Annotated in this window: 21 protein-coding genes; 10 read left to right on the plus strand and 11 right to left on the minus strand. The window is 72.4% G+C overall.

The features are described from left to right. Positions 1–29: 29 nt before the first annotated feature. The 4 genes from pdxR to ABD932_RS08030 all read left to right on the plus strand — a co-directional run bounded on the left by pdxR (position 30) and on the right by ABD932_RS08030 (position 6,470). The gene (pdxR, locus tag ABD932_RS08015; protein ID WP_345010057.1) at positions 30–1,550 is read left to right on the plus strand and encodes a MocR-like pyridoxine biosynthesis transcription factor PdxR; all 1,521 of its coding nucleotides are present in this window, start codon (positions 30–32) and stop codon (positions 1,548–1,550) included. Between the two features lie 262 nt (positions 1,551–1,812). Continuing rightward, positions 1,813–4,650, plus strand: coding sequence for a PEP/pyruvate-binding domain-containing protein (locus ABD932_RS08020; RefSeq protein ID WP_345010059.1), 2,838 nt, complete (start codon positions 1,813–1,815; stop codon positions 4,648–4,650). Beyond that, on the plus strand, positions 4,647–5,564 hold the full coding sequence (locus ABD932_RS08025; protein WP_345010061.1) for a hypothetical protein: 918 nt from the start codon (positions 4,647–4,649) through the stop codon (positions 5,562–5,564). Before ABD932_RS08020 ends, ABD932_RS08025 begins: the two co-directional genes overlap by 4 nt. A gap of 267 nt (positions 5,565–5,831) precedes the next feature. Continuing rightward, positions 5,832–6,470, plus strand: a complete 639-nt coding sequence (locus ABD932_RS08030) for a protein-tyrosine phosphatase family protein (RefSeq protein ID WP_345010063.1) — start codon at positions 5,832–5,834, stop codon at positions 6,468–6,470. A gap of 65 nt (positions 6,471–6,535) precedes the next feature. Here ABD932_RS08030 and ABD932_RS08035 read toward each other — a convergent pair whose 3' ends face one another. From ABD932_RS08035 to ABD932_RS08045, 3 genes are all read right to left on the minus strand, one after another. Beyond that, positions 6,536–7,354 carry an SAM-dependent methyltransferase gene (locus tag ABD932_RS08035; RefSeq protein WP_345010064.1) on the minus strand — a complete coding sequence of 273 codons (819 nt, stop codon included), beginning with the start codon at positions 7,352–7,354 and terminating at the stop codon, positions 6,536–6,538. Positions 7,355–7,434: 80 nt separating this feature from the next. Then, entirely contained in the window at positions 7,435–7,689 is a 255-nt protein-coding gene (locus ABD932_RS08040; RefSeq protein WP_019757219.1) for a DUF397 domain-containing protein, read from the minus strand. Further along, positions 7,690–8,550, minus strand: coding sequence for a helix-turn-helix domain-containing protein (locus tag ABD932_RS08045; protein ID WP_345010067.1), 861 nt, complete (start codon positions 8,548–8,550; stop codon positions 7,690–7,692). It abuts the gene before it with no gap. Positions 8,551–8,847: 297 nt separating this feature from the next. On the opposite strand from ABD932_RS08045, the gene ABD932_RS08050 reads away from it, so the two are divergent. The 3 genes from ABD932_RS08050 to ABD932_RS08060 all read left to right on the plus strand — a co-directional run bounded on the left by ABD932_RS08050 (position 8,848) and on the right by ABD932_RS08060 (position 12,165). Next, complete coding sequence (locus ABD932_RS08050; protein ID WP_345010069.1) at positions 8,848–9,474, plus strand: ATP-binding protein; 627 nt, start codon at positions 8,848–8,850, stop codon at positions 9,472–9,474. Next, positions 9,465–9,899 (plus strand): hypothetical protein, encoded by a 435-nt coding sequence (locus ABD932_RS08055; protein WP_345010071.1) that lies wholly within the window; start codon positions 9,465–9,467, stop codon positions 9,897–9,899. The genes ABD932_RS08050 and ABD932_RS08055 overlap by 10 nt, the downstream gene beginning before the upstream one ends. Positions 9,900–10,302: 403 nt before the next feature. Next, positions 10,303–12,165 (plus strand): ABC transporter ATP-binding protein, encoded by a 1,863-nt coding sequence (locus tag ABD932_RS08060; RefSeq protein ID WP_425587425.1) that lies wholly within the window; start codon positions 10,303–10,305, stop codon positions 12,163–12,165. A gap of 53 nt (positions 12,166–12,218) precedes the next feature. On the opposite strand, the gene ABD932_RS08065 is transcribed toward ABD932_RS08060, so the two are convergent. The 4 genes from ABD932_RS08065 to ABD932_RS08080 all read right to left on the minus strand — a co-directional run bounded on the left by ABD932_RS08065 (position 12,219) and on the right by ABD932_RS08080 (position 15,936). Further along, complete coding sequence (locus tag ABD932_RS08065) at positions 12,219–12,404, minus strand: hypothetical protein (RefSeq protein ID WP_345010075.1); 186 nt, start codon at positions 12,402–12,404, stop codon at positions 12,219–12,221. Positions 12,405–12,578: 174 nt separating this feature from the next. Next, positions 12,579–13,268 (minus strand): DUF899 domain-containing protein, encoded by a 690-nt coding sequence (locus ABD932_RS08070; RefSeq protein WP_345010077.1) that lies wholly within the window; start codon positions 13,266–13,268, stop codon positions 12,579–12,581. A gap of 126 nt (positions 13,269–13,394) precedes the next feature. Continuing rightward, positions 13,395–14,579: a cytochrome P450 family protein gene (locus ABD932_RS08075; RefSeq protein ID WP_345010079.1), complete on the minus strand. Its 1,185-nt coding sequence runs from the start codon at positions 14,577–14,579 to the stop codon at positions 13,395–13,397. 10 nt (positions 14,580–14,589) lie between these two features. Then, positions 14,590–15,936 (minus strand): amidohydrolase, encoded by a 1,347-nt coding sequence (locus ABD932_RS08080; protein ID WP_345010081.1) that lies wholly within the window; start codon positions 15,934–15,936, stop codon positions 14,590–14,592. A gap of 127 nt (positions 15,937–16,063) precedes the next feature. Between ABD932_RS08080 and ABD932_RS08085 the strand changes: the two genes are divergently transcribed. Continuing rightward, positions 16,064–17,017 (plus strand): endonuclease/exonuclease/phosphatase family protein, encoded by a 954-nt coding sequence (locus tag ABD932_RS08085; protein ID WP_345010083.1) that lies wholly within the window; start codon positions 16,064–16,066, stop codon positions 17,015–17,017. Between the two features lie 41 nt (positions 17,018–17,058). Further along, positions 17,059–17,640 (plus strand): SAM-dependent methyltransferase, encoded by a 582-nt coding sequence (locus ABD932_RS08090; RefSeq protein ID WP_345010085.1) that lies wholly within the window; start codon positions 17,059–17,061, stop codon positions 17,638–17,640. Here ABD932_RS08090 and ABD932_RS08095 read toward each other — a convergent pair. Both ABD932_RS08095 and ABD932_RS08100 read right to left on the minus strand, forming a co-directional pair. Next, positions 17,599–19,548 carry an FUSC family protein gene (locus tag ABD932_RS08095; protein ID WP_345010087.1) on the minus strand — a complete coding sequence of 650 codons (1,950 nt, stop codon included), beginning with the start codon at positions 19,546–19,548 and terminating at the stop codon, positions 17,599–17,601. The genes ABD932_RS08090 and ABD932_RS08095 overlap by 42 nt on opposite strands. A gap of 166 nt (positions 19,549–19,714) precedes the next feature. Further along, positions 19,715–19,999: a response regulator transcription factor gene (locus ABD932_RS08100; protein ID WP_345010089.1), complete on the minus strand. Its 285-nt coding sequence runs from the start codon at positions 19,997–19,999 to the stop codon at positions 19,715–19,717. Positions 20,000–20,299: 300 nt separating this feature from the next. Here ABD932_RS08100 and ABD932_RS08105 point away from each other — a divergent pair, with 300 nt between their 5' ends. Next, positions 20,300–22,747, plus strand: coding sequence for a SpoIIE family protein phosphatase (locus tag ABD932_RS08105; protein ID WP_345010091.1), 2,448 nt, complete (start codon positions 20,300–20,302; stop codon positions 22,745–22,747). A 651-nt stretch (positions 22,748–23,398) separates the two neighbouring features. Here the strand turns inward: ABD932_RS08105 and ABD932_RS08110 are convergent. Continuing rightward, positions 23,399–24,148, minus strand: coding sequence for a hypothetical protein (locus ABD932_RS08110; protein ID WP_345010093.1), 750 nt, complete (start codon positions 24,146–24,148; stop codon positions 23,399–23,401). A gap of 571 nt (positions 24,149–24,719) precedes the next feature. Beyond that, on the minus strand, positions 24,720–25,673 hold the full coding sequence (locus ABD932_RS08115; RefSeq protein ID WP_345010095.1) for a serine/threonine-protein kinase: 954 nt from the start codon (positions 25,671–25,673) through the stop codon (positions 24,720–24,722). Between the last annotated feature and the right edge of the window lie 270 nt (positions 25,674–25,943).

The following is a 25,943-nucleotide window of genomic DNA, read 5'->3' on the forward strand; positions in this document are numbered from 1 at the left end:
CGGAAAGACCGGCTGTAGGGTGCATTTCCATGGCGAAATCGTGGGTCAATTCCGCGGAGCGGATCGGTGCCGACCTGCATCTGGAGCTGTCCGGACCGGGCGGGCGGCGGGCCGCGTTGACGCGTGCCCTGCGCGACGCCGTGCGCGGTGGGCGGCTCGCGCCGGGCACCCGGCTGCCGCCGTACCGTTCGCTCGCCGCCGACCTCGGGGTCGCCCGCAACACGGTGGCCGACGCGTACGCGGAACTGGTCGCCGAGGGCTGGCTCACCGCCCGGCAGGGGGCGGGGACGAGGGTGGCCGAGCGCGCCGAGCCTCTGCGGGCCGCCGAGCGGGTGGCCCGTAAGTCCCCCCGGACACCTCCACGCGCGCGTGGACCTCGGCACGACCTGCGGCAGGGCACTCCGGACGCGTCGGCGTTCCCGCGCGCGGCCTGGCTGGCCTCCTACCGGCGGGCCCTCCAGCAGGCGCCGAACGAGGTCTTCGGGCCCGGAGATCCCGCCGGACGCGTCGAACTGCGGGAGGCACTCACCGAGTACCTGGCACGCGCGCGTGGCGTACGCACCGAGCCGGGTCGCATCGTGATCTGCTCCGGGTTCGCGCACGCCCTGCGGCTCCTGTTCGCCCAGGACGCGGGCGGGGGCACAGGCAGGGGCACGGGCACGGACGGTGGCGCAGGCAGAGGCGGGAGTCGTGGCGTGCTGCGCGGACCGCTGGCCGTCGAGGCGTACGGGCTCGGCTTCCACCGGGAACTCCTCGCCGCCGCGGGCGTACGGACCGTACCGCTCCCCCTCGACGAGGACGGCGCACGCGTCGACCGGCTGGCACGCGAGCGGGCCGTGCTGCTCACTCCCGCGCACCAGTTCCCGACCGGCGGCCCGCTGCACCCCGAGCGCCGCGCCGCCGTGATCGACTGGGCACGCGCGCGTGGGGGCGTGATCCTGGAGGACGACTACGACGGTGAGTTCCGTTACGACCGCAAGCCCGTCGGCGCCGTCCAGGGCCTCGATCCCGAGCGGGTGATCTTCATCGGCTCGGTCAGCAAGAGCCTGTCGCCTGCGGTGCGGCTCGGGTGGATGGTGCTGCCGGAGCGGTACGTCGACGCCGTGCTCGCGGCCAAGGGCGAGCGCGAGGCCTGGGCGAGCGTTCTCGACCAGCTGAGCCTCGCCGACTTCATCGTCTCCGGGGCGTACGACCGTCACGTACGGCGCATGCGGCAGCGGTACCGGAGCCGCCGCGACCGCCTCGTCACCGCCCTCGCCGAGCAGGCTCCGCACATCGAGGTCACGGGCGTCGCCGCCGGACTGCACGCGGTGCTGCGACTGCCGCCCGGCACCGAGCGGTCCACCGTCAAAGCGGCGACCTGGCAGGGCATCGCCCTGGACGGCCTCGCCGAGTTCCGCCACCCGGAGGCCACGGAGTCGGACATGCCGGTCCGCGACGGCCTCGTCGTCGGCTGCGCCACCCCCTCGGAGCATGCGTACGGGGCGGCACTGGAGGCGCTGTGCGGGGTGCTGCCGCCCGGTGAGGAGCGGGGACCGGACGGCGGCTGAGGACCGGGCGCCGAACGAGTCGGCCCGTCCCGGCATACTGCCGCATTCTGATTTGTTCTCCCATCTGTCCGACATCTGTCCGAAAAGTGACTTCTGGGCTACATGCAGCTGAACAGGAGTGGGATCATCGGAGCAGGAGGCGTGCTGTCGTCGCACCCGGACCGGGCCGGTAGCGGCTCGCCCCCATCCTTCGTTCCGTCGTCAGGCGCAGGGCCACCCCCGCGCGTCCCCCCTGTTGGCGGTCGGTCCTGGAGGGTGTTCGATGACGACGATCGACGAATGTCATGGAGAAGGTGCCCGCGACAGGGAAGTGCACCGGGGTGACATCGCCCCCGGCCAGGCCGTCGAGGAGTACGGCCCGGCCATCGTCCCGCTGGACCGGCCCGGCGCGGCACTCCCACAGCTGACGGGGTCCAAGGCCGCGAACCTCGCCCGCGCGGCCCGCGCCGGACTGCCCGTGCTGCCCGGGTTCGTGATCCCGCACCGCGCGGGCGGCGACATGGTCGCTCTGCGGCGCGCCTGGGAAGAGCTCTCCGACGGCGGCGCCCACCCGCTCGTCGTACGGTCCTCCTCGCCACAGGAGGACACCGAGGAATCCTCCCTGGCGGGCCAGTTCGCCTCGGTGCTCGACGTACGCGGCTGGCAGGCCTTTCGTACGGCCGTACAGACCGTGCTCGACTCGGCGCACCGGGCCAACGGGTCCACGGCACAGATGGCGGTGCTGGTGCAGCCCATGCTCACCGCACGGGTCGGCGGGGTGATGTTCGGCGCCGACCCGGTCGAGGGGCGGGCCGACCGGCTGCTGGTCAGCGCGGTGCGCGGCGGACCGGACAGTCTGGTCAGCGGGGCGCATGCCGGTACCGACTACTGGCTGAGCGGACACGGACGACTGCTGCGGACGGAGACTTCGGGGGATCTGGGGATTCCGGGGAATCCGGAGGGTCCAGGGGATCCGAGGAGTCCGGGGAATCGGGGGAATCGAAGGTCGGAGGCAGCGGAGGGACGACGACGGACCGAAGCTCCGGGGGACCACCGCGCCGCGCCTTCGGACGAGCCGTGGCCGGCGTCGTCCACGGAGTCTTCGGAGGGCCCGCGGAGGAGGCCTTCCAGGGATCCGCAAGCCGTGTCCTCGACGAACCCGCACGCCGTCCCCTCGAAAGCCCCCTCGGAGAATCCACATCCCGCATCCGCGGAGAGCAGCACGTTGCTCACGCGCGCCGAGCTGTTCCGCCTGGCGCGGCTCGCGCGGCAGGTCCGGCGGGTCTTCGGCGGGCCGCAGGACGTGGAGTTCGGGTTCGACGCGGACGGGCGGCTGTGGCTGTTCCAGAGCCGCCCGATCACGGCGATGGCGGCGCGGCCGGGCCGCGGTGCGCGGCTGCTCGGGCCGGGCCCGGTGGCGGAGACGCTGCCGGAGCAGCTGGCCCCGCTGGAGGAGGACCTGTGGGTGGTGCCGATGGCCCGTGGGCTCGCGGCCGCGCTCGACATCGGTGGCACCGCGCCGCGTCGGCTGCTGAAGTCGGTGCCCGTGGTCACCACCGTCGCCGGACGCGCCGCCGCCGACCTGCGTCTCCTCGGCGCGGTGCCGCCGCGGCACCGGTGGCTCGCGTTGCTCAACCCGGCGCCGGGGGCGCGTCGGCTCGTCGCGGCCTGGCGGGTGGGGCGCCTCGTGTCCTCCCTGCCCGGGCTGGCGACCGATCTCGTCGCCGACGTCGACCGCCGCCTCGCCGAGATCCCGTCGCCCAGCGGCCTCTCCGGTTCCGCCCTGGCCGCGGAGCTCCGCTGGACCCGACGGGCCCTGGTCTCGCTGCACGCCCAGGAGGCTCTCGCGGGTGCCCTCCTCGACGAACCGCCCAAGAGCCGCACAGCGGCCGGTACGGCTCTCGCCACCCTGGCCGAGGCCCGCGCCCAGGGCATACCCGACGACCAGCTGATCGCCACGGACCCCGTGATCCTGGCCCTCACCACCCCGAGCCTGCGGGGACGGGGTCGACCGCCGGGCGCTACGGCGGCAGCGTCGACGACACCGGCCACGGCGCCCGACCCGACCCGCCCCACAGCGATCGGCCGAGCAGTGGAGGAACCGGGACAACAAGAACCACGGCCCCAGGCGACCCAAGCGGCCGCCGCGACCACCGCCCCCGAGCCGACTCGCGTCCGGAAAGCCAACGGCACCGCCCGCCCCGAAGCGACGCCGCCCCCGACGCCCCACACCCCGCCCACGGGCAACGGCAGCCGCACGCCCGCTCCGCGCCTGCCGACCCTCGAGCCGGCTCGGCTCCCCACACCGGGCACCGCGACCATCCCAACCGGCACCGCGACCACCCCGACCGGCACCACCCGCACGACCACCCCCACCAGCGCGGCCCTCGCCGTCTACGCAGCCCCGTTCACCGGGACCACTCAGGCCGCTCCCCTCACTTCCCGCACTTCCCCCACTTCCCGCGCTGAAGCCGCCCCCCTCCCCCACCCGCTGACCAAACCGGCCGCGCACCCCCACACACCCGCCCCCGCCCGCACCCCCCTCCTCACACCCCGCGAATCCCTCCGCCTACGCATCCGGTGGGTGCAGGAACTCCAGGTCCGGCTCGTGCGGGACGTCGCGCGGCGGCTGGGGATCGGCGTGGAACGCGTCGGGCTGTTGCGGTGGGCGGAGCTGGCCGCCGTGCTGGCCGGCGAGGCCCTGCCCGGCGACCTGCACGCGCGCGTGCCGCAGGCCGAGTCGCCGCCGCTGCCGGACGCCTTCCGGCTCGCGGACGGTCAGGTCGTCGTCGCCGAGCGCACCGCCGGCCGGGGCGACGGCGTGCGGGGCGTGTCCGCGGGGCGGGTCGTCGGGACCGTGTGGGACGGGACGGGCCCCCGGCCGACGGATGCCGTACTGGTCGTGCGCACCCTGGACCCCGCGCTCGCCCCGCTGCTGCCGGACCTCACCGGTCTGGTCGCCCAGACCGGCAGCCCGTTGTCCCATCTGGCCGTCCTGGCAAGGGAGTTCGGGCTCCCGGCGGTCGTCGGCGCCACCGACGCCGTACGCCGTTTCCCGCCCGGCTCCCGGCTCACCGTCGACGGGACGGCGGGTGACGTACGACAGGGGGACGCGCCATGAGAAGGATCGCGTACGTCTTCGGAGCGCTGGCCGCCGCCGGCGCGGGCACCTATCTCATCGTCTATCTGTACCGCTGGCAGTGGCAGCGGGCCATGATCTGCGGGGTGTTGCTGCTGGTGGTCGAGGTGATGCTGTTCGGCCTGGTGACGCTGGGGCGGCTGAACCGGATCGAGGAGCGGCTGCGCGACACCGACCGGCGGCAGCGGGAGCTGGACGCCCGCCAGGAGGACGTACTGACGCGGCTGCGGGAGCCGGCCGCGGCGCGCGAGGAGAAGCGGTTCCGGTGGCTGGACGACCCGGCGGACCGGACGTACGTCTTCGTGCCGGTCCTCATGGTCGCCGGCGTGGTGCTGACCGGGCTGGCCTGGGTGGTGCAGAAGGTCGCGGCGGCCACGGCCAGACCCGCCGAGCGGCGACTGGCCGGGCGGCTGGCGGTCCTCGCCGCGCCTGATCCGGGGGCATCCGGCGACCTGGACGACCTGCCGCCGCTGGGCGCCGGGTCCTCCCGGGGCCGTACCGCACGCGTGACCACCGTCGGCGTCCTTGCCGCCGCGCTGCTCGCCGCGCTGATCGTGGGGCTCGCCAACCTCACCCAGACCAGGGCCGACGAGTCCAACGACAACGAGGCGACCTCGGTCGTCGTCCAGGTCGATCTGCGGGGCCCGGACATGACATCGGCCCGGAAGGCCCTGGCCGCGCAGCAGATCTGGGAGAGCTGCCGGGACTCCACGGCCGTACCGCTGTGCCACGCCACCCTGGGCGACCTGGGGGACGACATGTTCGCCGGGGTCGTACGGCCCGCGCTCAGCGAGCACGACCTGATGCGACTGCGCGGCTGCCTGGAGGACGCGACCGTGGAGCGCGCCCACCTCACGGTGGTCGCCGTCGGCGACGCGGAGCCGAGCGAGGAGTGACCGTCGCCGAGCGATGGTGACCGAGCGGCCGCCCCCGAGTGGCCGCGACCGACCAGCCTGCCAGGGCCTGCCCGGCCTGCACTACGACCGAACATGACAAGTGAGATGTATTACACAAAAACGGACTTAACGCCCAGTTGATCACAGACCCGGGCTACGCTTGCCATTCGCGCCCTCGTCCCCTAGTCCCCCGGGTCGCCCATGGCTGTTCTCACCGCTACCCTGCCCCGCCCTACCCTCCGCAAGCGCCCGCTGTCCCGGCGCGCCATGCGACTCCTCATCGGGCTCCTCATCGGCTACCTCGTCCTGTGGGCAGCCGGCGCGGGCAGCATTCTCGGCCTGTCGTACCTGGCCCGCGAAGGGACCCCGGCACCCGTCGGCACCCGCACCGTCCAGGGCGTGAACCACTTCCAGCCCGTGGACACCGACGGCCGGCTGTGGCGCGGCTCCGCCCCCTCCCCCGCCGGTTACCGGGCGCTGGCGAGCATGGGCATCACCACCGTCGTCGACCTGCGCGCCGAACGCATGAGCGCGGCACAGCTCGCCGAGCCGGGCGAGGCCGGGCTGAAGGCCGTACGCCTGCCGATCCGCGACGGGCAGACGCCGTCGCCCAACCAGGTGCAGCGCTTCCTCGACACCGTCGCCTCGGCGTCCGGCCCGGTGTTCGTGCACTGCGGCGCGGGTGTCGGCCGTACGGGCGCGATGGTCGCGGCGTACCTCGTGGAGACCGGTGAGGAGTCGCCGTCGCAGGCGGTACGGCGCAACCTCGCGGTCGGACCGCCGTCGATCGAGCAGATCTACTACGGGCTGAACCTCAGCCCGGCCAAGGCGGAGCAGCCCCCGCTGCCGGTGGTCTTCCTCAGCCGCCTGGTGGACGCTCCGCGGCGCATGATGTCGTACCTGTAAGGCACTTGATGCCGTACCGGTAAGGCACTCGCGAGGCCTTTGACGCCGACGCCGACGCCGTACGGCTACGGCTTGCGCCCCACCGCCCCGTACCCGGGAATGACCCCGTCGTCCTGCCCGGGTACCGGCTCCCCCAGCTCGGGGTGCCAGTGGTGGGGCACTGCCACGCCGGGCTCGACGAGTTCGAGGCCGTCGAAGAAGCGGGTGAACTCCTCGCGGGAACGCAGGGCCAGCGTGACGCCGGCCGCCTTGAGCTTCTCGGTCGCCGCCTCGGACTCCTCCGGAGTGAAGTCGGCGCTCGCGTGGCTCATCACCAGGTAGCTGCCGGAGGGGAGTTCGGACAGCAGTCGGCTGACCAGTTCGTGCGCGCCGTCCTCGTCGGAGACGAAGTGCAGCAGCGCGACGAGGGAGAGGGCCACCGGCTTGCCGAAGTCCAGGACCTGCTTGGCGCCTTCGACGATGGCGTCGGGGTCGCGGACGTCGGCCTGGAGATACTCCGTGACCCCCTCGTCGGTGCCGCGCAGCAGGGCCGCCGCGTGCGCGAGCACGATGGGGTCGTTGTCGCAGTAGACCACGCGCGCGTCCGGCGCGATCCGCTGGGCGACCTGGTGGAGGTTCGGCTCGGTCGGGATGCCGGTGCCGATGTCCAGGAACTGCCGTACGCCGTGCCGGGCGAGCCAGCCGGTGGCACGGTGCATGAAGGCCCGGTTGACCCGCGCCATCACCGGGACGCGCGGGTCGAGGGCGAGCATCTGCTGCCCCATGGCCTCGTCGACCGGGTAGTTGTCCTTGCCGCCGAGATACCAGTCGTACATCCGCGCGGGATGCGGCTTGCTGGTGTCGATCTCCACGAAACGGTTCCGCCCGGTCATGACGAACTCCATAAGGGTCTGCAGTAGAAGACGTTCAACTCAGTACCAAAATAAGGGAATTGAAAAACAAGGGCAGCGACTGAACAACAAGGTCAGGACAGCAGGAAGTCCGCCTCCCCCGCCTTGGCGCCCTCGATGAACGCGGTCATCTCGTCCGTGGTGTAGATCAGCGCGGGCCCGTCCGGGTCGGTGGACTGACGGACGGCGATCCGGCCGTCGGCGAGCTTCATCGCCTCCAGGCAGTTGCCTCCGTTGCCGCCGCTCCACGGCTTGTGCCAGCCTTCGCTGCCCAAGTCCCGCGCGGGCATGCCGTTGTAGACGCGTATGCGCGGCTTGATGCGATCCATTCACAGCTCCTTGCGGAGATCCCGGAGGATCTCCTTCGTGCGATGTGCCGTAGCGGCCTGCGCCGCCATGCGGTCCATGACCTCGAGGTGGGTCGCCACCTCGGTACGCGCGTCGAGGTAGACGGCGCCGGTCAGGTACTCGCTGTAGACCATGTCCGGCAGTTCGGGCATGGCGAAGCGGAACAGCACGAAGGGCCCGTACGTGCCGGGGTGCGGCCCGTTCGCGAACGGGGCCACCTGCAGCGTCACGTTGGGCAGCTTCGCGGCCTCGAGCAGCCTGTCGATCTGGGCACGCATCACCTCCGGGCCGCCGACCGGGCGGCGCAGCACGGTCTCGTCCATCACGACCCACAGCCGGGGCGCGTCCTCGCGGGTGAGCAGTCGCTGGCGCTGCATGCGCAGGGCGACATGGCGCTCGATGTCGTCGGGGCTGGTCTGGCCGATGGCGCCCGACCTCAGCACTCCGCGCGCGTAGTCCTCGGTCTGCAACAGGCCGGGCACGAAGTGGGGTTCGTACGACCGGATGAGGCCGGCGGCGCCCTCCAGGCTGACGTACATCGAGAACCAGCCGGGCAGGATGTCGTGGAACCGCTGCCACCAGCCGGGCTTGTTGGCCTCCTCGGCCAGTTGCACGAAGGCGTCGGCCTCGTCGTCGGCGATGCCGTAGGCCTTCAGGAGCAGTTGGAGGTACGGGATCTTGAGCGTGACCTCGGCCATCTCCATACGGCGGACAGTGGCGGGGGCGACACGGAGGACGCGGGCGGCCTCCTCGCGCTTGAGCCCGGCGCGTTCCCTCAGATCCAGCAGGCGCCGACCGAGGACGACCTGACCGACCGTCGGCGCGGATCGCGGCTCGCTCACGCTCCACCTCCACGATGAATCCCGACCCGACCGGCTTGGTTCTGCCTGTTCCTGCGGTTCCTGTTGTTCCCGCTCGCTACTACTTGTTCCTGCCCAGTACCGGCAGATCGGCTCGATCCTGACAGGCGGACGGCGCCATTCGAAGACCTTTTCGAAGATCGCGGTGGATCTTCGACGATCCCAACTGGCGCCGTTCGACATGCTGTTGCGAGCAGTGTGCCACGGCCTTCCAGAGAGTCACACAGCACTCTGCATTTTTCAGAGTGACACTTGCCAAGTGTTCACGGCGGGGCGATAGTGGCAAGCGTGATTCCGTCCCCGCCCTTAGGAACAGACGCCGCCGCGGTCCCCCACGACCTCGGTACCGCCCCGGCAGTCGGGCCCCAGCGGGGCGCCGCCGCCGAGCGCCGGTTCCGCTTCGAACTGGCCGCGCATCCGGGTTCTCCCGCGCAGGCCAGACGCCTGACCAGGGCGCGGCTGAACGGCTGGTCGGTGTGCGAGGACACCTGTGACACGGCGGCTCTGGTCGTGTCCGAGCTGGTCACCAACGCGATCGTGCACACCGCCGGCGAGCACATCGTCTGCGAGCTGAACGACGGTGCCGAGCTGGTTCGAATAGCCGTGCGCGACGAGGGCTGCGCGCCGGGTGAGCCGCATCCGCTGGCGGCACGACCCGAGGAGGAGCACGGGAGGGGACTGCTCCTCGTCGACGCCCTCTGCCACGCGTGGGGAGCCCATGAGCAGGGGGGCGGGCTGGTGGTCTGGGTGGAGCTGCCGCGCGGGGACACCCCACGCGGTGACGCGGAACCCCGTGGCGACCTCGGCTGGGGGTCCCGCCCCAAGCCCGGGCCGTCCGACGGGTCCGGTGACGAGGACGAGTCGCAGGCCCGGTACCGCTGGGGGACGGGGTCCGGATGGCTGTGAGGGGTGCGTCCGGCGGGGGTCAGGTCGTGAGCCTGGACACGCTGGTGCGGCTCCGTCGTGGCCTGCCCGCCGCCGACGGCCCTCGGCGGCTGCCGGTTCCGGACGGGATGACGGCTCCTCTGGGTTGCGACGCGGTCGCGGTGCCCGCACGCTTCGGGCCTCTCGTGCTGCCTCGGTTGCCGCGGGTGGGGTGTGTGTACGCCGATGAGACGCACTGGTGGTGGATCGTGCCGTCGGACTCGGACTATGCGTTGGAGTGGCCGGCGGCTGTGCGGTACATGACGGGGGCGGTTGTGCTGGACGCGCCTCGGCTGATCCATCGGCCGCACGGGAAAGTGCCGTATACGCCGCCGATTCCGCTGTATCTGGCGTTGTGCCGGGTGACGGGGACTACGCCTACCTGGTCTCGGCAGTTGAGTGCGTGAGGCTTCGTTTTCTCGCCCCCGCCGCCCCTACCCGTCCCGTCCTCCAGGGGCTCCGCCCCTTCGACCCCGGGGCCTTCTGGGGGCTGCCGCCCCCAGACCCCCGCTTCGGCCCTTAAGGGGCCTCGTCCTCAAACGCCGGACGGGCTGACATTGCCTGCGCCGGCGTTGAAGGTTGCGGCCACGTCCTCGAACGCCGGACAGGCTGATATTCCCGGGCGTACGCCCGCGCGCACCCCCCACCGCCACTCGCGCCCTCCCCCGAACCCGCCCACCCCGCCATAGTGGCCCTCCGTCACAAGCGACGGTCGGGGGAGGCTGGGCCGTGGGGAAGAAGAACGTCGGTGGTGAGGGCGAGGTCTCCGAGTCGGAGCGGCTGTTGTTCGGGGGGCCTCTGCGGTACGACATGGGGTGGAATCAGCATCGGGACGCCTTCATGGAGCTGACCTTCCGGGCCATGGTGACGCGGTTGCCGTCGCTGTTGGGGTCCAGCTTCCGGCTCGCGTGGCAGGCCGATCGGCGGGCGGCGCGGACCGTGCTGGTGGCCGAGGTGGGGCGAGGGCTGGCGCAGGCGGTCGGGCTGCTCGCGGTCAACAGTGTGCTCGGGCGGCTCATCGGGGGCGGGGCGCTGGAGGAGCGGTTACGGGGTGCCGTTCCGGCGTTTGTCGCCATGGCCTTCGTCATGGTCGTCTCGACGCTGCTGCGGGCCGCGTCGACGTACGCCACGGGCCGCCTCGAACCCAAGGTGGAGCGCGTGGCGACCGAGCTGTATCTGGAGCGGGCCGCCGCCGTGGAGCTGGCCGCGATCGAGGACCACGCCTTCCACAAGCTGCTGGACACCGCGCAGTACGGGGCGTCGTCCGCCCGGCGCATGATCTCGTACAGCACGCGTGTCGTGAACGCGGGTATCTCGCTGATCGCCGCGGCGGGTGTACTCGCCGTGCTGCACCCCGCCCTGCTGCCCCTCCTCGCCACCATGACCCTGCCCAGCGCCTGGAGCGCCCTGACCAACGCCCGGCGCCGCTACGAGTCGTTCCACACCTGGGTGCAGCACTCCCGTGCCGGCCATCTGATCAGCGGCCTGCTGACCGAGCCCGCCGCGGCGCCCGAGATCCGGGTCCACGGTGTCGGGCCCTTCCTGCTGCGCCACTACCGGGCGATGTCCGAGACGGCGGAGGCGGAGCAGGCCCGGCTGGCGCGGCTGGCGGCGCGTACGGGGCTCATCGCCGCGGCGTGGACGGGGCTGGCGACCGTCGCGACGTACGCCACGCTGGGAGGGCTGCTGCTCGCCGGGGCGATGGCGCTCTCCGTGGCGGGTACGGCCGTCATCGCGATCCGCACCGGCTCGTCGAGCCTCGACAGCCTCGTCCTGGAGGTCAACGCGCTCCACGAGGAGGCCCTCTTCGTGGGCGATCTGCAGCGGCTGTACGTCGAGGCGGCCGAGCGGGCGATCCCGGTCGGTGGAGCGCCCCTGCCCGAGGATCCGCAGGAGATCCGGTTCGAGAACGTCAGCTTCAGCTACCCCGGTGAATCCGCCCGGCCCGCCCTCGACGACGTCACGCTCACCCTCCCCCTCGGCCGGATCATCGCGCTGGTCGGCGAGAACGGCTCCGGCAAGACCACCCTGGTCAAGCTGCTGGCGGGCCTGTACACCCCGGACCGGGGCCGCATCCTCTGGGACGGCGTCGACGCGGCGACCGCCGACCGGCGCCTGCTCGCCGAGCGCATCGCGATGGTGGCCCAGGACTTCAAGCGCTGGCCGTTCACGGCCAGGGTGAATGTCGCCGTCGGGCGTTCCTCCGCGCCGCTCACCGAAGAGCGCCTGGCCGCCTCGCTCGCCGAGGCCGGGGCCGGGGACGTGGTGGCCGATCTGCCGCGTGGGCTGGACACGCTGCTGGCCCGCCACTTCAGCGGTGGGCACGAGCTGTCCGGCGGGCAGTGGCAGCGGCTCGGGATCGCGCGGGCCGCGTACCGGCGCGGCCGCATCCTGATCGTGGACGAGCCGACGGCGGCCCTGGACGCACGGGCCGAGCTGGAGGTCTTCGAGAAGATCCGGGCCCTGGCCTCCGCCGGTCAGACGGTCGTCCTCATCACCCACCGGCTGGCGTCCGTACGCCACGCCGATCTGGTGCACGTGCTCGACCAGGGCAGGCTCGTGGAGTCCGGGACACCGGACGAGCTGCTGGCCACCGGCGGCGTCTACGCGGAGCTGTACTCGCTCCAGGCGGAGCAGTTCACGGCGCCGGTGCCCGCTCCCAAGGCGGGCTGATCAGCCCGGGGCTCGGTGGGAAGCCGTACCGGCCCGCGACAGCGGGGCGCGGCTCACGCGGCGGCGTCGGCCACCGCCTCGCCGCGGACGATCACCAGGAACGCGTCCGTCGCGAGGTCCATGACGACCTCAGCGGGCAGACCCTCCATGCGCCGCGCGTGCGCGAACTCCTCCGCCGGCCATGATCCTCGCGGCCCGCCCGCGGGAAAGCGTTCGAGCACTGTTCGCCCGTTCACCATCCTGACCTCCGATAAGCGTCGTACTTGTAGGAGTTAACGCCTGCCGGAGGTGAAACGCCTCGCCCGGTGACGGGACTGAGACGTAGTTGACACTCGTTCACCGCGATGTGTGAGCGCACGCTCACCTTCCGGAGTGCACCCTCACACTCCGGTCATCCGTCACCACGCTCCGTTTCAGTCCTCGTACTCGTCGTGGTACCGGATGCGCTCACTGCCCGCAGGCGCCCCAAGAGCCGACGCGCGCCCCTTGGGCTCCTCCCACTCCTCCTGCCGGCCCAGCGCGGTGAGGTCCAGGAAGCCCGTGGTCGAGCCCAGCCCGTCGAGGCCGCGCTCGTACGTCGAGTAGGTGTGGAAGACACGGTCCCCGTCCCGCAGGAAACAGCTGACGCCGGGCCGCTCCACCAGCTCGCCCTCGTGCTCCAGGGTCACCTCGAAGTCGTGGTTGAAGTCGCTGCCGTAGGACGAGTACCAGGGCACCGTCCAGCCCATGCGCGCCTTGAACGGCAGGATCTTCGGATACGGCGCCCGGGAGACGGCGACGAGCGTCGTGCCGCGTGCCCTGAGATGCGCCAGATGCCCGATCTGGTCCAGGAACCCGGAGCAGCTGCGGCAGCCTGCGTCCCATTCGGGGGCGAACATGAAGTGGTGGACGACGAGTTGGTGCCGTCCCTCGAAGAGGTCGGGCAGCGTGGCCTTGCCGTCGCCGCCCTCGAAGACGTACTCCTCCTCGACCTCGACCATCGGCAGCCCGCGCCGCTCGGCGTTGAGCGCGTCACGCGCGCGCGTGGCCGCCTTCTCCTTGACCAGCAGTTCCTCGCGCGCCGCACGCCACTGCTCGCGCGAGACGATCTCCGGAAGCGACATGGGCGCCCCTCCTGTGCAACGGTCCGTTCCGGGTGGTGACCGGCGGGAGGGGCGGAACTCATCGCCGCACCGGAGAACTTCAGAGATTTTTTGCCGGAGAACTGCAGGAGGTTCTCTCCGGAGACCTCAGGAGGCTTTCTCGGAGTACCTCACCGGGAGCGCGAGCAGGCCACGCGCGCGTAGCGAGCGACGCCACCGCAGGTCGCCCTCGGCCGGGGCGAGTTCGGGGAACCGTTCCAGCAGCGCGTCGAGGGCGATCTCCGTCTCGGCGCGGGCCAGCGGTGCGCCGAGGCAGTAGTGGATGCCGTGGCCCAGGGCGAGGTGTCCGGAGGCGTCGCGGGCGAGGTCGAGGCGGTCGGGGTCGGGGAAGCGGGCCGGGTCGCGGTTGGCGGCGGAGAGGGAGAGCAGGACGGTGTCGCCTGCCGGGACGGTGACGCCGCCGATGGTCATGTTCTCGGTCGGGAAGCGGCGGATGGCGAGCAGGGCGGGGCCGTCGTGGCGGGCGAACTCCTCGACGGCTCGCGGGATTCGGGACCGGTCCTCGCGTAGGGCCGTGAGCTGCTCCGGATGGCTGAGGAGCCCGAGGACGGCGTTGCCGATGAGCTGCACGGTGTTCTCGTATCCGGCGAAGAGGATGAGGAAGGCGAGGGACATCAGCTCGTCCTCGCCGAGCCGGTCGCCGTCGGTGTCGCGGACGGCGATGAGGTCGGAGAGCAGGTCGTCGGCGGGTTCCCGGCGCTTGTCCGCGAGGAGCCGGGTGAAGAACCCGAGCATGGCCACCACCGCCTCCTTGGCGGCCTGCGGTCGGGTGGGGTCGGGGGCGACGAGGGCGTCGGTCCAGTCTCGGAAGTCCCGCCGGTGCTCGTCCGGGACGCCCAGGAGGTCGCAGATGACGGCGATGGGCAGGGGCGCGGCGTAGGAGGCGATCAGGTCGGTGGTGCCGTGCGGGCCGAGGGCGTCGAGGAGCCGGTCGGCGGTGCGTCGTACGGGCGTACGGAGTTGGGCGACACGGGTCGGGGTGAAGGCCCGGCCGACCAGGCGGCGGATGCGGGTGTGGTCGGGCGGGTCCATGTTGAGGAGGTTGGCGTCGAGGGCCGGAGGGAGGGCGAGGCCGCGGTAGCCGCCGGGCGCCGCATGCCGTTTGTCCAGGGACAGCCGCGGGTCCGCGAGGGCCTCGCGTACGTCGTCGTACCGGGTGACGAGCCAGGCGGGGCTGCCGTCGGGGCCGGCGATCCGGTGCACGGGGGCGGCCTCGCGGAGGCGTCGGTAGACGTCGTACGGGTGGTCGATGAGGCCGTCGGCGAGATCCATGGACCTCAGACTATGTGTCGTACTCCTGGATGCGCCTGCCGTGGCCGCGGTCCAGGAGCGCGGGCATCCGCTCCCCCAACTCCCTTACCACGGAGGGCACATCGATCGTCAGCAGCTCGCGGTCGCGCATCAGGATCCGCCCGTCGACGATCGTCGTGCGGACGTCGGAGGAGCGGGCGCTGTGCACGAGGGTGGCGGCGAGGTCGTGGACGGGCTGGGTGTGCGGGCCGGTGAGGTCGACCAGGATGATGTCGGCGCGGCGGCCGGGGGCGATGCTGCCGACCGTCTCCCCCAGTCCGACCGCGCGGGCGCTCTGGAGCGTGGCGTGGTGCAGGGCCTGACGGGACGTCAGCCAACGGGGGTCGCCGGTGGTGGACTTCTGGATGAGGGCGGTGAGGGCCATCGACTCCCATACGTCGAGGGAGTTGTTGGAGGCGGCGCCGTCCGTGGCGAGGCCGACGGGGATGCCGAGGTCGTGCAGGGCGCGTACGGGTGTGGTGGTGGGCCAGGCGAACTTGAGGTAGCCGCGGGGGGCGGTGGCGACGGCGACGCGGCCGGTGGCATCGCGGAGCACGGGCAGGTCACGGTCGAGGATGCCCGTGCCGTGCGCGATGAGGACGTCGGTGTCGAGGATCCCGGTGCGCCGCAGGACCTCGATGGGGGTCACGCCGTGCCGGGCGAGACTGGTGTCGGCCTGGTCGCGGTTCTCGGCGGCGTGGATGTGGACGGGGAGGCCGTGCTCGCGGGCGAGTTCGGCGGTGGCGGCGAGGTCGGCGTCGTCGACGGTGTAGGGGGCGTGCGGGGCGAGCGTGGTGGTGACACGGCCGTCGGCGGCGCCGCGATGGCGTAGCGCGAACTCCAGTGACCTCTCCCGGCCTTGCGGGCCCTGGGAGGAGAAGTAGGCCTCTCCGAGGTGTGCCCGGATCCCGCATTCCGCCACGACGGCGGCGACGGCGTCCATGGCGAAGTAGTGGTCGGCGAAGCAGGTGACGCCGCCGCGGATCATCTCGGCGCAGGCGAGCCGGGCGCCCAACTCGACGTCCTTCTCGGTGAGGTTGGACTCGATCGGCCAGACGACGTCGTTGAACCACTCCTCGGTGGGCAGGTCCTCGGCGACGCCGCGCAGGGCGACCATGGGGGCGTGGGTGTGGCAGTTGACGAGCCCCGGGAGGGCCACCTGCCCACGGGCGTCGACGCGTTGTCGGGCCGCGGCTTCCGCCGGTCCGGTGGTGACGGACTCGATGACTCCGTCTCGTACGACAATCGTCGCGTTCTCCTCGAACCCGATGCGCTCTTGATCGTCGTGCACGAGGACGGCGCATCCGGTGATGATGAGATCGGCGGGAGAGTCACTCATTACGCCAACGTACGACGGTGTCATCGTCCCGCGTGAGCCGAACCGCGCATCCCGTCACCGCTCTGTCGCGAGGCGGGCGGGCCGAGCACGCTGGCCTCACCACCACGGCTCGCGAAAGGGGCCCGGCATGCTCCTCGGCACCTGGAACCTGGAGAACCTCTACCGGCCCGGCGGCGAGTTCGGCCCCAGGGACAAGGCCGCGTACGAGACGAAGCTCGCGGCGCTGGCCGCCGTCGTGACCGAGCTCGACCCGGCGCTGCTCGGCGTGCAGGAGGTCGGGGAGCCGGAGGCGCTGCGGGACCTGGTCGGGATGCTGGGCGGCGAGTGGCACGTCGCGCTCTCCGAGCATCCGGACGGCCGGGGCATCCGGGTCGGCGTCCTCAGCCGTACGGAGCTGCGGGTGCTGTACGACACGCAGGAGTTCCCGGCGAAGCTGGTCCCGGTGCAGGCGGACGACGGGGGTGGCACGGCGTCGGGGACGGGCCGGGGGTTCCTGGCGGTGGAGACGGAGACGGGGGCCGGGCCGCTGCGGGTGGCGGTGGCCCATCTGAAGTCGAAGCTGCTGACGTATCCGAACGACCGCTTCTTCCCCCGCGACGAGGGCGAACGGGCCCGCTACGGCGCGTACGCCCTCTACCGGCGGGCGGCCGAGGCGACGGCGCTGCGGGCGCTGGCCGATGTGCTGCTGGCCGGTGACGGCCGTGAGCGTGCCGTGGCCGTCGTCGGCGACCTGAACGACGAGGTCCAGGCGGCGACCACCCAGATCCTGCTGGGCCCGCCGGGCTCCGAGATCGGCACGCCCGGTTTCCGGACGGACGACAAGGGCGACTTGGGCCGGCTGTGGAACGTGGCGCCGCTGATCCCCGTCGAGCGGCGGTTCTCGCGGGTGAACTCCGGGCGGCGTGAGCTGATCGACCATGTCCTGTGCAGCCACCGCCTGGTCCACCGGGTGACGGCGGCGGGGACGGGAGTGCCGGGGGCCGGTTCGCCGGAGCTGCCGTCGGTGGGGGCGGATCCGCAGGAGCGGCGGGGCGCGGCGGGGTCGGATCACGCGCCGGTCTGGGTACGGATCGGGGGCTGAAGGGGCTTAAGGGGCTGAGAGGGCTGAGAGGACGGGGTGTCGTGAACTCGGTTCCGGAGCGTCTGACGTGGGCGGTGCGCAACCTCGACCCCGCGCCCGGTGACCGGGTGCTGGAGATCGGTTGCGGCCGGGGAGTCGCGGTCGCCCTGCTCTGCGAACGGCTGACCTCGGGCACGGTGACGGCGATCGACCGTTCGGACACGGCGGTGGAGGCGGCCCGGCGCCGTAACGCGGAGAGTGTGGCGGCGGGCCGGGCCGTGATCCGGGTCGCCGCCCTGGAGGAGGCAGATTTCCCGGACGCGTCCTTCGACAGAATCCTCGCGGTCGATGTGAACCTCTTCTGGGTGCGGTCCCCCGGGCCCCCTGAGTCCCTGGACAGGGAGCCGGCCGCGCTGCGGCGGTGGCTCGCGCCGGGCGGCACCTTGTGCCTGTGCTGGGAGCCGCCTGCGGGACGGCGGGCCGAGGAGATCGCCGGGAAGGTGGAGCCCGTCCTGGTCTCGCACGGATTCGTGACGGAGGTGCGGACGGGAGCGACCGCGGGCGGGAGCAGCCTGGTCTGCGTGCGGGCCACCGCGCCGACGTCAGCCGGCGAGGGGAACCTCGGGGGCCTCGGGGATCCGTAGCCCGACCCGGTCCCGCTCCTGCGCGAGCTCGTCCAGCAGCTCGGTGAGCCGGTCGGTGTGCCAGGGCGTGAGCCGACCCGAGTCGTCGAGATGGACGGCGCACGCGGTCGTCGCGTCGACGAGCCGTTCAAGGGTGGCGACGACCTCCTCCGCGCCCTCCGTGTGCCGGGCGAGCGCGGGGAGTTCCGCGGCGCCGAGCGCGATGGCGGTACGGGCCTCGGCGAGCGCGCGGTAGGCCTCGCGGCGCAGGGTCCAGCGGAGGGCACGGGCGTCGTGGCCGTTCGCGACGTCGTGGGCGCCGGAGTCGCGAAGGGCGCGGGCGCCGGAGTCGCGCGGCGCGGGGCGGTCGGCCTCCCGCAGAACGTGGGCGAGGTAGGCGTAGGCGGCACCGCCCGCCGCGGCGAGCCGCGCCCGTACGCCCCCGCCGCGCTGCCCCGGCATCGGCAGATGCCCCACGACGAGGACGATCGCGCAGGCCAGCAGCGTCTCCCCGATCCGGCTCACGGAGGCCTGCGGCTCGCCGCCGACCATCACCAGGGCGAGCACGAGGACGGTCACCACCGCGGTCTGGGCGGCGAAGTGGCGGGTGGCCACGGGAATGAGGGCGCCGCTGAGCGCCACGAGCGCGATGAGCCCTTCCGGCCGGGGCAGTACGGCCGCGAACCCGGCGAACAGCAGGGCGCCCAGCACGGTGCCCGCGGCCCGGCACAGCACCCTCGACGCGAGGGGCCCGAGGTCGGGCTTGACGAGGAAGACGGCGGTGGCGGGGAGCCAGTACCAGTGCTCGTGCTCCCCGTACCACCGGGTGTGGTGCAAGGCCTGGGCGATGCCGGCGCTGGCCCCGAAGCAGAGGGCGACGCGCAGCCCGTACTCCCGTCCGCCGGCCCCGAACACCGACCGGAGAAGATCCTTTGCCGTACGGCGCCGGGTGTGCAGGTCGCGGTTGCCCTTCCCTCGGTCGAAGGCCTCGGCGGCGTGCAGCAGGGCGTCGTCGAGGGCGCGCAGCGCGGGCGCGGAACGGGACGGGGCGGGCAGGGGTCCGGTGTGCGTGTTGTCGCGTACGGCGGCGGCGAGGCGGCGTGGGCCCTCGGAAGCGCGGGCCGGCGCGGCCTCCCCGGCCCAGGCGAGCGCGGTGGCGGCCTCGGCGAGCGGCAGCGCGGCGGCGTACTGCGCGTGCAACCGCCGCTCGGCGGACGAGGAGGCGTAGCGCCGCAGCCGGGGTCCGGTGAGGGCGTCCTGCGCGTGGTCGAGGGCGGCGGTGAGTGCGACGCGGCGGGCGGTGGCGCGGTCGGTCCCCACGGCGTCGAGCAGTTCGGCGACGGCGTCGTACACCCCCGCCACCGCGTTCCGCTCCCCGTCGAACCGGAAGTCCCCGGCGAGGGAGCCGGGTGTGGGAAGCGCCAACCGCAGCGCGAGCAGCCAGGCGGCACCGGCGAGATAGGCGAGCACCCGCTGCCACCCGCTCTCGGGCAACGGCATCCCGGCCCCGATGGCGGCCGCGACGAGAAGCTGCGTGCCGGCACCGGAGGCCACCGGTCCGACGGCGCTGATGCCACCGGCGAAGAGCCCGAGGCCGGTCAGGAGGAGGGTGAGCGGAACGGCTCCGACGTGATCCCCGGCGTACGTCCCGACGAACATCCCGGCCGCCCCTGCCAGCGCGGGCACCCCCAGCCTCTTGACGGAGGCACGGCGGCTGCCGGGGCGGTCGTTGATGCCGGCGAGCATGGCGGCGATGGCGGCGACGACGCCGAGGGAGACGCGGTCGAGGAGGACCGCGGCGAGAAGGAGGGGCCCGGCGGCGAGCGCCCCTCGTGTGACGGCGCTCCAGGGGACCGGGCCGCGCTGGGCGCGCAGGGCGTGGGCAAGCCAGGGCGGGAGGGTGAACGTCGGGGCCGCGGGGCGGGTCACAGGGCTCCTGTCAGGACGAGGGCGGGGCGGGCGCCTTCGGGCGACGGTGGCCGGGCGGTGGGTTGCGGTGCCCACGGTAGATCGCGGTCCTGGACGAGATGGGACGCCCGTATTTCGAGGATGTGACAATGCGTGGCAGAGCCACGTTCTTTATGAACGCAATCGCTCACATGCCGAGGGCGATGGCGAGGCGGGTGAGTTCCGCGGTGGTGTTGACCTGGAACTTGGCCCGGATACGGCGCAGGTAGGCGTCGACGGTGTGCTGCGAGAGCCCCATGTGGCGAGCCGTCTGGAGGTAGGTGTGGCCTGAGGCGATGTGGCGCAGGGTCTCCCGTTCGCGCGGGGCGAGCGTGGCGGCCTCGGTGACGGTGGCGGCCTCGGTGACGGTGGCGGCCTCGGTGACGGTGGCGGCCTCGGTGACGGTTTCGGTGGGGGTGGCAGTGAGATTCATGGGGGTGTTCTCCGGCGGTCGGCTCGGTCGTCTCCGCTCGCACCCTTGAAAGCTGAAGAGAATGCCCGATTACTGCTTTTTGTCTCTTGTAAAGACGATGTCTGGAGAACGTCATCGCCACGTCCGCCCGTTGTCACAGGCGTGTCACAGGCAAAGTCCCGCCCAAGAGTCCGCCAACTGTCGGGCCTGGTCCGGGCGGGAATGCACGTGGGTGCGGGGGTTTCCGGTTGGTGGTCGGCGCGCTTCAGCATCACGCTGGTTAGGGGTGCCGCAGGTACGTGAACGGCCAGAGGAGCGGTGATGGCGCGACCTTCCTCCCCTCCCGGCGAGTGGGCTCGGGCGGGTGCTGATCCGCAGGGGGCGTGCACGGCCACGGTGGACGAGCGGGGCATTGTGACGGGGTGGAGCGAGGGGGCCGGCCGGCTGCTGGGATATGGACCGGCCGAGGTGGTGGGACACCCGGCGGCGCGACTGCTGGCCGGTGACGTCGGGGAGCGGGCGCGACGGGTCGCGGCCGGACGTCGGGGGTGGAGCGGCACGGTGCTGTTGCGGCATCGGGACGGCCGGCGCCTGCAACAACGGCTGCTGGCGCACCGACGGGCTGCCGGGGACGCGGCGGCCGAGTGGCTGGTGGTGGCGAGAGCGGCCGACGGGCCGACGGCAGTGCCCGGGGAGGTGCTGCCGAGGGGTGGCGTGTTCGGGGAGTGGGTGCTGCGCCAGTTGCCCTGCATCGTCGGCGTTTTCGACCCGGATCTGCGGCTGGTGGGAGCGAATGCCGTACTGGAAGGCGCGCTGTCGCTGAGCGAGGAGGAGATGCGCGGGTGGCGGCTGGCGGAACTCGCGCCGCATCCGTCGAGCGACCGGGCCGAGGCGGCGATGCGGCTGGTGCTGGAGGGGGGCGGTGTGCAGCATGTCGCGGATCTGATCGGGCCTGGTGGTGTGGGTACGGAGGGCGCCTGGCCGGCGTCGCTGGCGCCGCTCGCGCCGCTGGAGAAGGCTGACGCCCCGGCGCGTGCGGTGTGCCTGGTGGCGCACCCCACGGCGGGGGCGTACCCGGCCCGGCAGCGGATGCTGCTGCAGGGCCAGGCCCGTATCGGCACCACCGAGGACGCCGAGCGCACGGCGCAGGAACTGGCCGAGGTCATGGTGCCCGCGGTGGCGGACTTCGTCGCCGTCGAGGTCTTGGAGGACTTCTGGCACGGCGGCGGGACGGACGCTGCCGGGGCCGGGCCGGCGGGGCGGGTGCGGTTGAGCCGTGTCGCGGTGCGCTCCGTCCTCGGCGACACCGGCGTTCTCGCCACCGCGGGCGACTCGGTGCGCTACCCGGCCGCCTCGCCGGTGACCCGGTGCGTGGCCGAGGGGAAGGCGGCCGTGTACGCAGCGGCTGAGCCGGCCATCGCCCGGTGGGCGGACGAGGATCCGCAGGCCGCCTGGATCGGCCGGGCGGAGGTGCGGTCGGTGATGGTGGTGCCGCTGCGCGCCCGGAGCGGCATCCTCGGGGCGGTGCTGCTGGGCCGTCACCGGCGCCGGGAGCCCTTCGACGCGGACGACATGTGGCTGAGCGAGCAACTGGTGGGCACGGCGGCCGAGGGCATGCACGGGGCCCGGCGACGCGGTCGGGAGCACACCACCACCGTGACCCTGCAGCGCAGCATGCTGCCGCAGACGTTGTCCGCTCAGCAGGCCCTGGACGTCGCCACCCGTTACCTGCCGGCCGGTGGCCGGGCGGGGGTGGGCGGAGACTGGTTCGACGTGATCCCGCTGTCGGGCTCCCGGGTGGCCCTGGTGGTGGGCGATGTGGTCGGCCACGGCATACGCGCGTCGGCGACCATGGGCCGGGTGCGCACCGCCGTGCGCACGCTGGCCGACGTCGACATGCCGCCCGATGAACTGCTGACCCATCTCGACGATCTCGTGGTGCACCTGTCCGCCGAAGAGGCCGGGCCCCAGGAGGCCGTACAGGGTGCCGCGGGCATCGGCACCACCTGTCTGTACGCGGTCTACGACCCCATCTCCCGCCACCTGACGCTGGCCCGGGCCGGCCACCCCCCGCCCGCCGTCGTCGGCCCCGACGGCACGGTCCGCTTCCTCGACGTCCCGCCCGGCCCGCCCCTGGGCCTGGGCGGCCTGCCGTTCGAGACCGTCGAGACCGAACTGGCCGAGGGCAGCCTGATCGCCCTGTACACCGACGGTCTGCTCGAGGCGCGCGACCATGACATCGACGAGGCCCTGGACAAGATGTTCGCCACCCTCGCCCGCCCCGCATCGACGCCGGACGCCGTCTGCGACCGGCTCCTCACCGCCATGCTGACCCACCCGCCCGACGACGACGTCGCCCTGCTCGTCGCCCGCACCCGCTGCCTCGGCGCCGACCGGGTCGCCACCTGGGAGCTGGCCTTCGATCCCACGGTCGTCGCCCAGGCACGCCGGCTGGCCGCCGACCAGCTGGCCACATGGAACCTGGAGGAGGCCGGGTTCGTCACCGAACTCGTCGTCAGCGAGCTGGTCACCAACGCCCTGCGGTACGGCCGCGAGCCCGTACGGCTGCGGCTGATCCATGAGGGCCGCACCCTCATCTGCGAGGTCTTCGACTCCAGCAGCACCGCCCCGCACCTGCGCCGCGCCCGGGTCTTCGACGAGGGCGGACGAGGCCTGCTGCTGGTCGCCCAGCTCACCCAGCGCTGGGGCACCCGGGCCGAGGCCATCGGCAAGTCCGTCTGGGCCGAGCAATTCCTCACCCCGGGCTGAGAGGCGCTCCGAGCCTGGACGCCGGGGGCGTGGCATACGCCCCCGTGCATCCCCGTACGGCCCCGCCTGCGGATGAAGAGGGCGCCCTTGTGCGGCAGCCACCCGCCGGTGCGTGCCCTGCCGCGCGGCCAGCGGCGACAGCGGAATGCCGCGGGCGCAGCGCACCCGCGGCATATCGATGTCGTCGACCAAGAGCTCGACCAGGAGGGCGGCGCCCGCTCGCGTGGCGGCTGGACGACTGGTGACAACACCGCGGCTCCTCGTCGGCGCCGCTCCCCGGGCCGGAACGCCCGGCATCCCGACCGGGCGGACGAACCACCCAACCTGTCCGGAAGGCGAGGGTTCAGGCCGTGCGGCGATCGGCGGACCGCGGGTGCCGCGTGGGGCGGCGTAGCTGTGCGGGACGCCCTGGGGGCGATCGTGCGCGGGTGTGCTGTCTGGGCGAGGCATCGCTGCCAGAGCTGTGTGGACATGAGCGCCGGACCTTTCGGGGGGGGAGGTTCACATGCAGGGGAGGGCCTAGAAGGAGACGGGGTGAAGGCCGCTGTGGCTTTCACCCCGTCGCAGTGGGCGTCGTGGCCCGCCGTTCGGTTCCTTCGGTGAGAGCGGGTGACGGCGTCCCCACCGCCTCCCGCTCTCTCCACCCGCGCCCTAGAGGGCCGGCTCTTCGACCGGGGCCTCCTCGACCGGGGCTTCCTCAGCCGGGGCCTCCTCGACCGGGGGCTCCTCGACCGGGGCTTCCTCGGCCGGCTCCTCGGCCGGGGCTTCCTCAGCAGGCTCCTCAGCCGGGGCTTCCTCAGCCGGCTCCTCAGCAGGCTCCTCAGCCGGGGCTTCCTCAGCCGGCTCCTCAGCAGGCTCCTCAGCCGGGGCTTCCTCAGCCGGCTCCTCGGCAGGCTCCTCAGCCGGGGCTTCCTCAGCCGGCTCCTCGGCAGGCTCCTCAGCCGGGGGTTCCGGCTTCTCCTCGACCTCCTCGTGGTGGTCCTCGACCCAGCCCTCGTCCTTCCAGTGGTCGTCGTTCTCCCAGAAGTCATCGTCCTTGTACTTGTTCTCCCAGAAGTCGTCATGACGGTGCTTCTCGAAGAACCAGAAGTCCTTGCAGCTGTCCCAGAAGTACTGCTTGTGGTGCTTTATCACCACGTAGTAGATCTCGTAGCTCTCTTCCCAGTACCACTTCTTGCCGAACGCCCAGCAGAAGTACTCCTCGCCATGCTTCTTCCCCTTGTGCTTCTTGTGCTTCTTGTGCTCCTTGCCCCAGCACTGGTTCTTGTCCTTGTCCTTGTCCTTGCCCTTGTCCTTGTCCTTGTCCTTGTGGTGGGACGTCACGGCCGCCGCCGACGTCTGGGACATCGGGGCCGCCGTTGCGGCGGTGGCCGGCAGGATGACACCTCCGGCGACGACCACGGCGGACGCTGCTGCCGTAGCCAGGCCCAGTCGACGCTTGGAGCGGGCGCCCTCGCGAGTGCGGGTCGTAGAGATCACGGTTCCTCCTGAAGTGATAGGCACTGACCTGTGCCCCGGTGCCTCGTTCGTCCGGTTCGTTCCGGCGAGGCCTTGTGCTTCCAGTAGGCGGGAATCGTCCGGTCAGGTCATGTTCCGAGGGCTCGGGACTTGACAGACCCGAAGCCGTCGGGTAGCCCACGGAGGCAATGGGCGAGGTTGCCTTTGCCGCGCGGATCAGGTGGCCCGTGCGGAGCAAGCGGAGAGGCAGAGGACGGGCGGTTGACCCGGTCGCGGTCAGCGCTGAACTGCCCTGCACCAAAGGCAGGTTCACCCGTCGGCGCCCGCCCCGATCGTGCGGGCAGCGTCAGACCGCGCACGCCCCGGGAAAGGGATCCCAGCAACCGGGCCACTCCGCCCAGGCAGCCCCGTCACGGGCATGAGTGCACGTGGCGCATCGGAGTGACCTGCCCCATGCCCGCTGAGATTTGACCGAGCCGGCGCCGACCGCCTGGCGGGCACCACACGCCCCCGCTCAGTGACCGAGCCCGCTGACGAAGACCGGTCGGGCCCACGGAGGTGGGTCAGGAGGCGGCCCCACAGTCTTGTCCACCTGGGTCGGCGGATGCGCAGCTGGCTGGGCGCCCTGCACCCCGGCGCGCAATGCCGCCACGAATTCCAGGCAGGTGTCGTATCGATCCTCGGGAACCTTGGCCAGAGCCCGGGCCACCACCTCGTCCATCTCCGGCGACGTGCCCGGTCGCCGCTCGCTCAGGGCGGGCGGCTGGTCGTACTGGTGGGCCCACAGCAGTTCCATGCTGTCGTCCCGCTGGAAAGGCGGCCCGCCCGCGAGGGTTTCGTAGACGACGCAGGCAAGGCTGTACAGATCGCATCTGCCGTCCACAGGGCGGCCCGCGATCTGCTCCGGGGCCACATAGTCGAGCGTGCCGACGAACTCGCCCACGGACGTGAACCCCGTCAGCGACAGCGATTTCTTCGTCAGCCCGAAATCCGTGAGGTAGACGTGCTCGGGGTGGTCACTGTCCGTGCCCCGGGCCAACAGCACATTGCCGGGCTTGACGTCCCGGTGCACCAGATCGTGCTCATGGGCCGCGTCCAGGGCGGACGCCACCTGTGCGGCGATGCGCAGCGCGGTGTCGACCTGCAGGGGGCCCTCCCGGTCAAGGAGTGCGCGCAGATCCAGCCCCGGGACATAACGCATGGCGATGTACAGGACGCCGTCAGACTCGCCGGCCTCGAAGATCGGCACCACGTGCGGATGGTCGAGCGCCGCGGCGACCCGTTGCTCGTGCGCGAAACGGCGGCGGAAGGTGTCGTTGCGGACCATGTCCGGGGTCAGCAGCTTCAGCGCCACCGTGCGCTCCAGCCGCAGATCCCGTGCCCGGTATACCACGGCCATGCCGCCGCGGCCCAGCTCGCACTCCACCTGGTAGCCCGCGATCTGCGCCCCGATCAGTCCCGCAGCCATCGCATGCCCCCATCCGCACAGCACCGGCCATCACGCCACCGGCGCCCCGCAGACGTATCACCCAACCGGCAAATCTCCTGTTCATCCACAATTGTCCTGCGCTCCCGTCCGAGCGGCCACATCCCGGCGGGGAGGACAGCTCAGGGAGCCTGCGGGGGGGGCGAAGCGGGCGGTCACGGGCGCGGACGGGCTGGGCGGTAGCTGGCGGTCACGGGCGCCTCGCGGCTCTCGACGCGCCCCCAACGGGCGGCGGCCGCACTCCTCCGCGCA

The sequence above is a fragment of the Streptomyces shaanxiensis genome (assembly GCF_039537145.1).
Lineage (GTDB): Bacteria > Actinomycetota > Actinomycetes > Streptomycetales > Streptomycetaceae > Streptomyces > Streptomyces shaanxiensis.

Excerpts from the sequence above, each read along its gene's own strand:
- pdxR (WP_345010057.1), top strand. The coding sequence starts at position 30 with ATGGCGAAATCGTGGGTCAATTCCGCGGAGCGGATCGGTGCCGACCTG.
- ABD932_RS08020 (WP_345010059.1), top strand. The coding sequence starts at position 1,813 with ATGACGACGATCGACGAATGTCATGGAGAAGGTGCCCGCGACAGGGAA.
- ABD932_RS08025 (WP_345010061.1), top strand. The coding sequence starts at position 4,647 with ATGAGAAGGATCGCGTACGTCTTCGGAGCGCTGGCCGCCGCCGGCGCG.
- ABD932_RS08030 (WP_345010063.1), top strand. The coding sequence starts at position 5,832 with ATGCGACTCCTCATCGGGCTCCTCATCGGCTACCTCGTCCTGTGGGCA.
- ABD932_RS08035 (WP_345010064.1), bottom strand. The coding sequence starts at position 7,354 with ATGGAGTTCGTCATGACCGGGCGGAACCGTTTCGTGGAGATCGACACC.
- ABD932_RS08040 (WP_019757219.1), bottom strand. The coding sequence starts at position 7,689 with ATGGATCGCATCAAGCCGCGCATACGCGTCTACAACGGCATGCCCGCG.
- ABD932_RS08055 (WP_345010071.1), top strand. The coding sequence starts at position 9,465 with ATGGCTGTGAGGGGTGCGTCCGGCGGGGGTCAGGTCGTGAGCCTGGAC.
- ABD932_RS08060 (WP_425587425.1), top strand. The coding sequence starts at position 10,303 with ATGGGGTGGAATCAGCATCGGGACGCCTTCATGGAGCTGACCTTCCGG.
- ABD932_RS08065 (WP_345010075.1), bottom strand. The coding sequence starts at position 12,404 with ATGGTGAACGGGCGAACAGTGCTCGAACGCTTTCCCGCGGGCGGGCCG.
- ABD932_RS08070 (WP_345010077.1), bottom strand. The coding sequence starts at position 13,268 with ATGTCGCTTCCGGAGATCGTCTCGCGCGAGCAGTGGCGTGCGGCGCGC.
- ABD932_RS08075 (WP_345010079.1), bottom strand. The coding sequence starts at position 14,579 with ATGGATCTCGCCGACGGCCTCATCGACCACCCGTACGACGTCTACCGA.
- ABD932_RS08080 (WP_345010081.1), bottom strand. The coding sequence starts at position 15,936 with ATGAGTGACTCTCCCGCCGATCTCATCATCACCGGATGCGCCGTCCTC.
- ABD932_RS08085 (WP_345010083.1), top strand. The coding sequence starts at position 16,064 with ATGCTCCTCGGCACCTGGAACCTGGAGAACCTCTACCGGCCCGGCGGC.
- ABD932_RS08100 (WP_345010089.1), bottom strand. The coding sequence starts at position 19,999 with ATGAATCTCACTGCCACCCCCACCGAAACCGTCACCGAGGCCGCCACC.
- ABD932_RS08105 (WP_345010091.1), top strand. The coding sequence starts at position 20,300 with ATGGCGCGACCTTCCTCCCCTCCCGGCGAGTGGGCTCGGGCGGGTGCT.
- ABD932_RS08115 (WP_345010095.1), bottom strand. The coding sequence starts at position 25,673 with ATGGCTGCGGGACTGATCGGGGCGCAGATCGCGGGCTACCAGGTGGAG.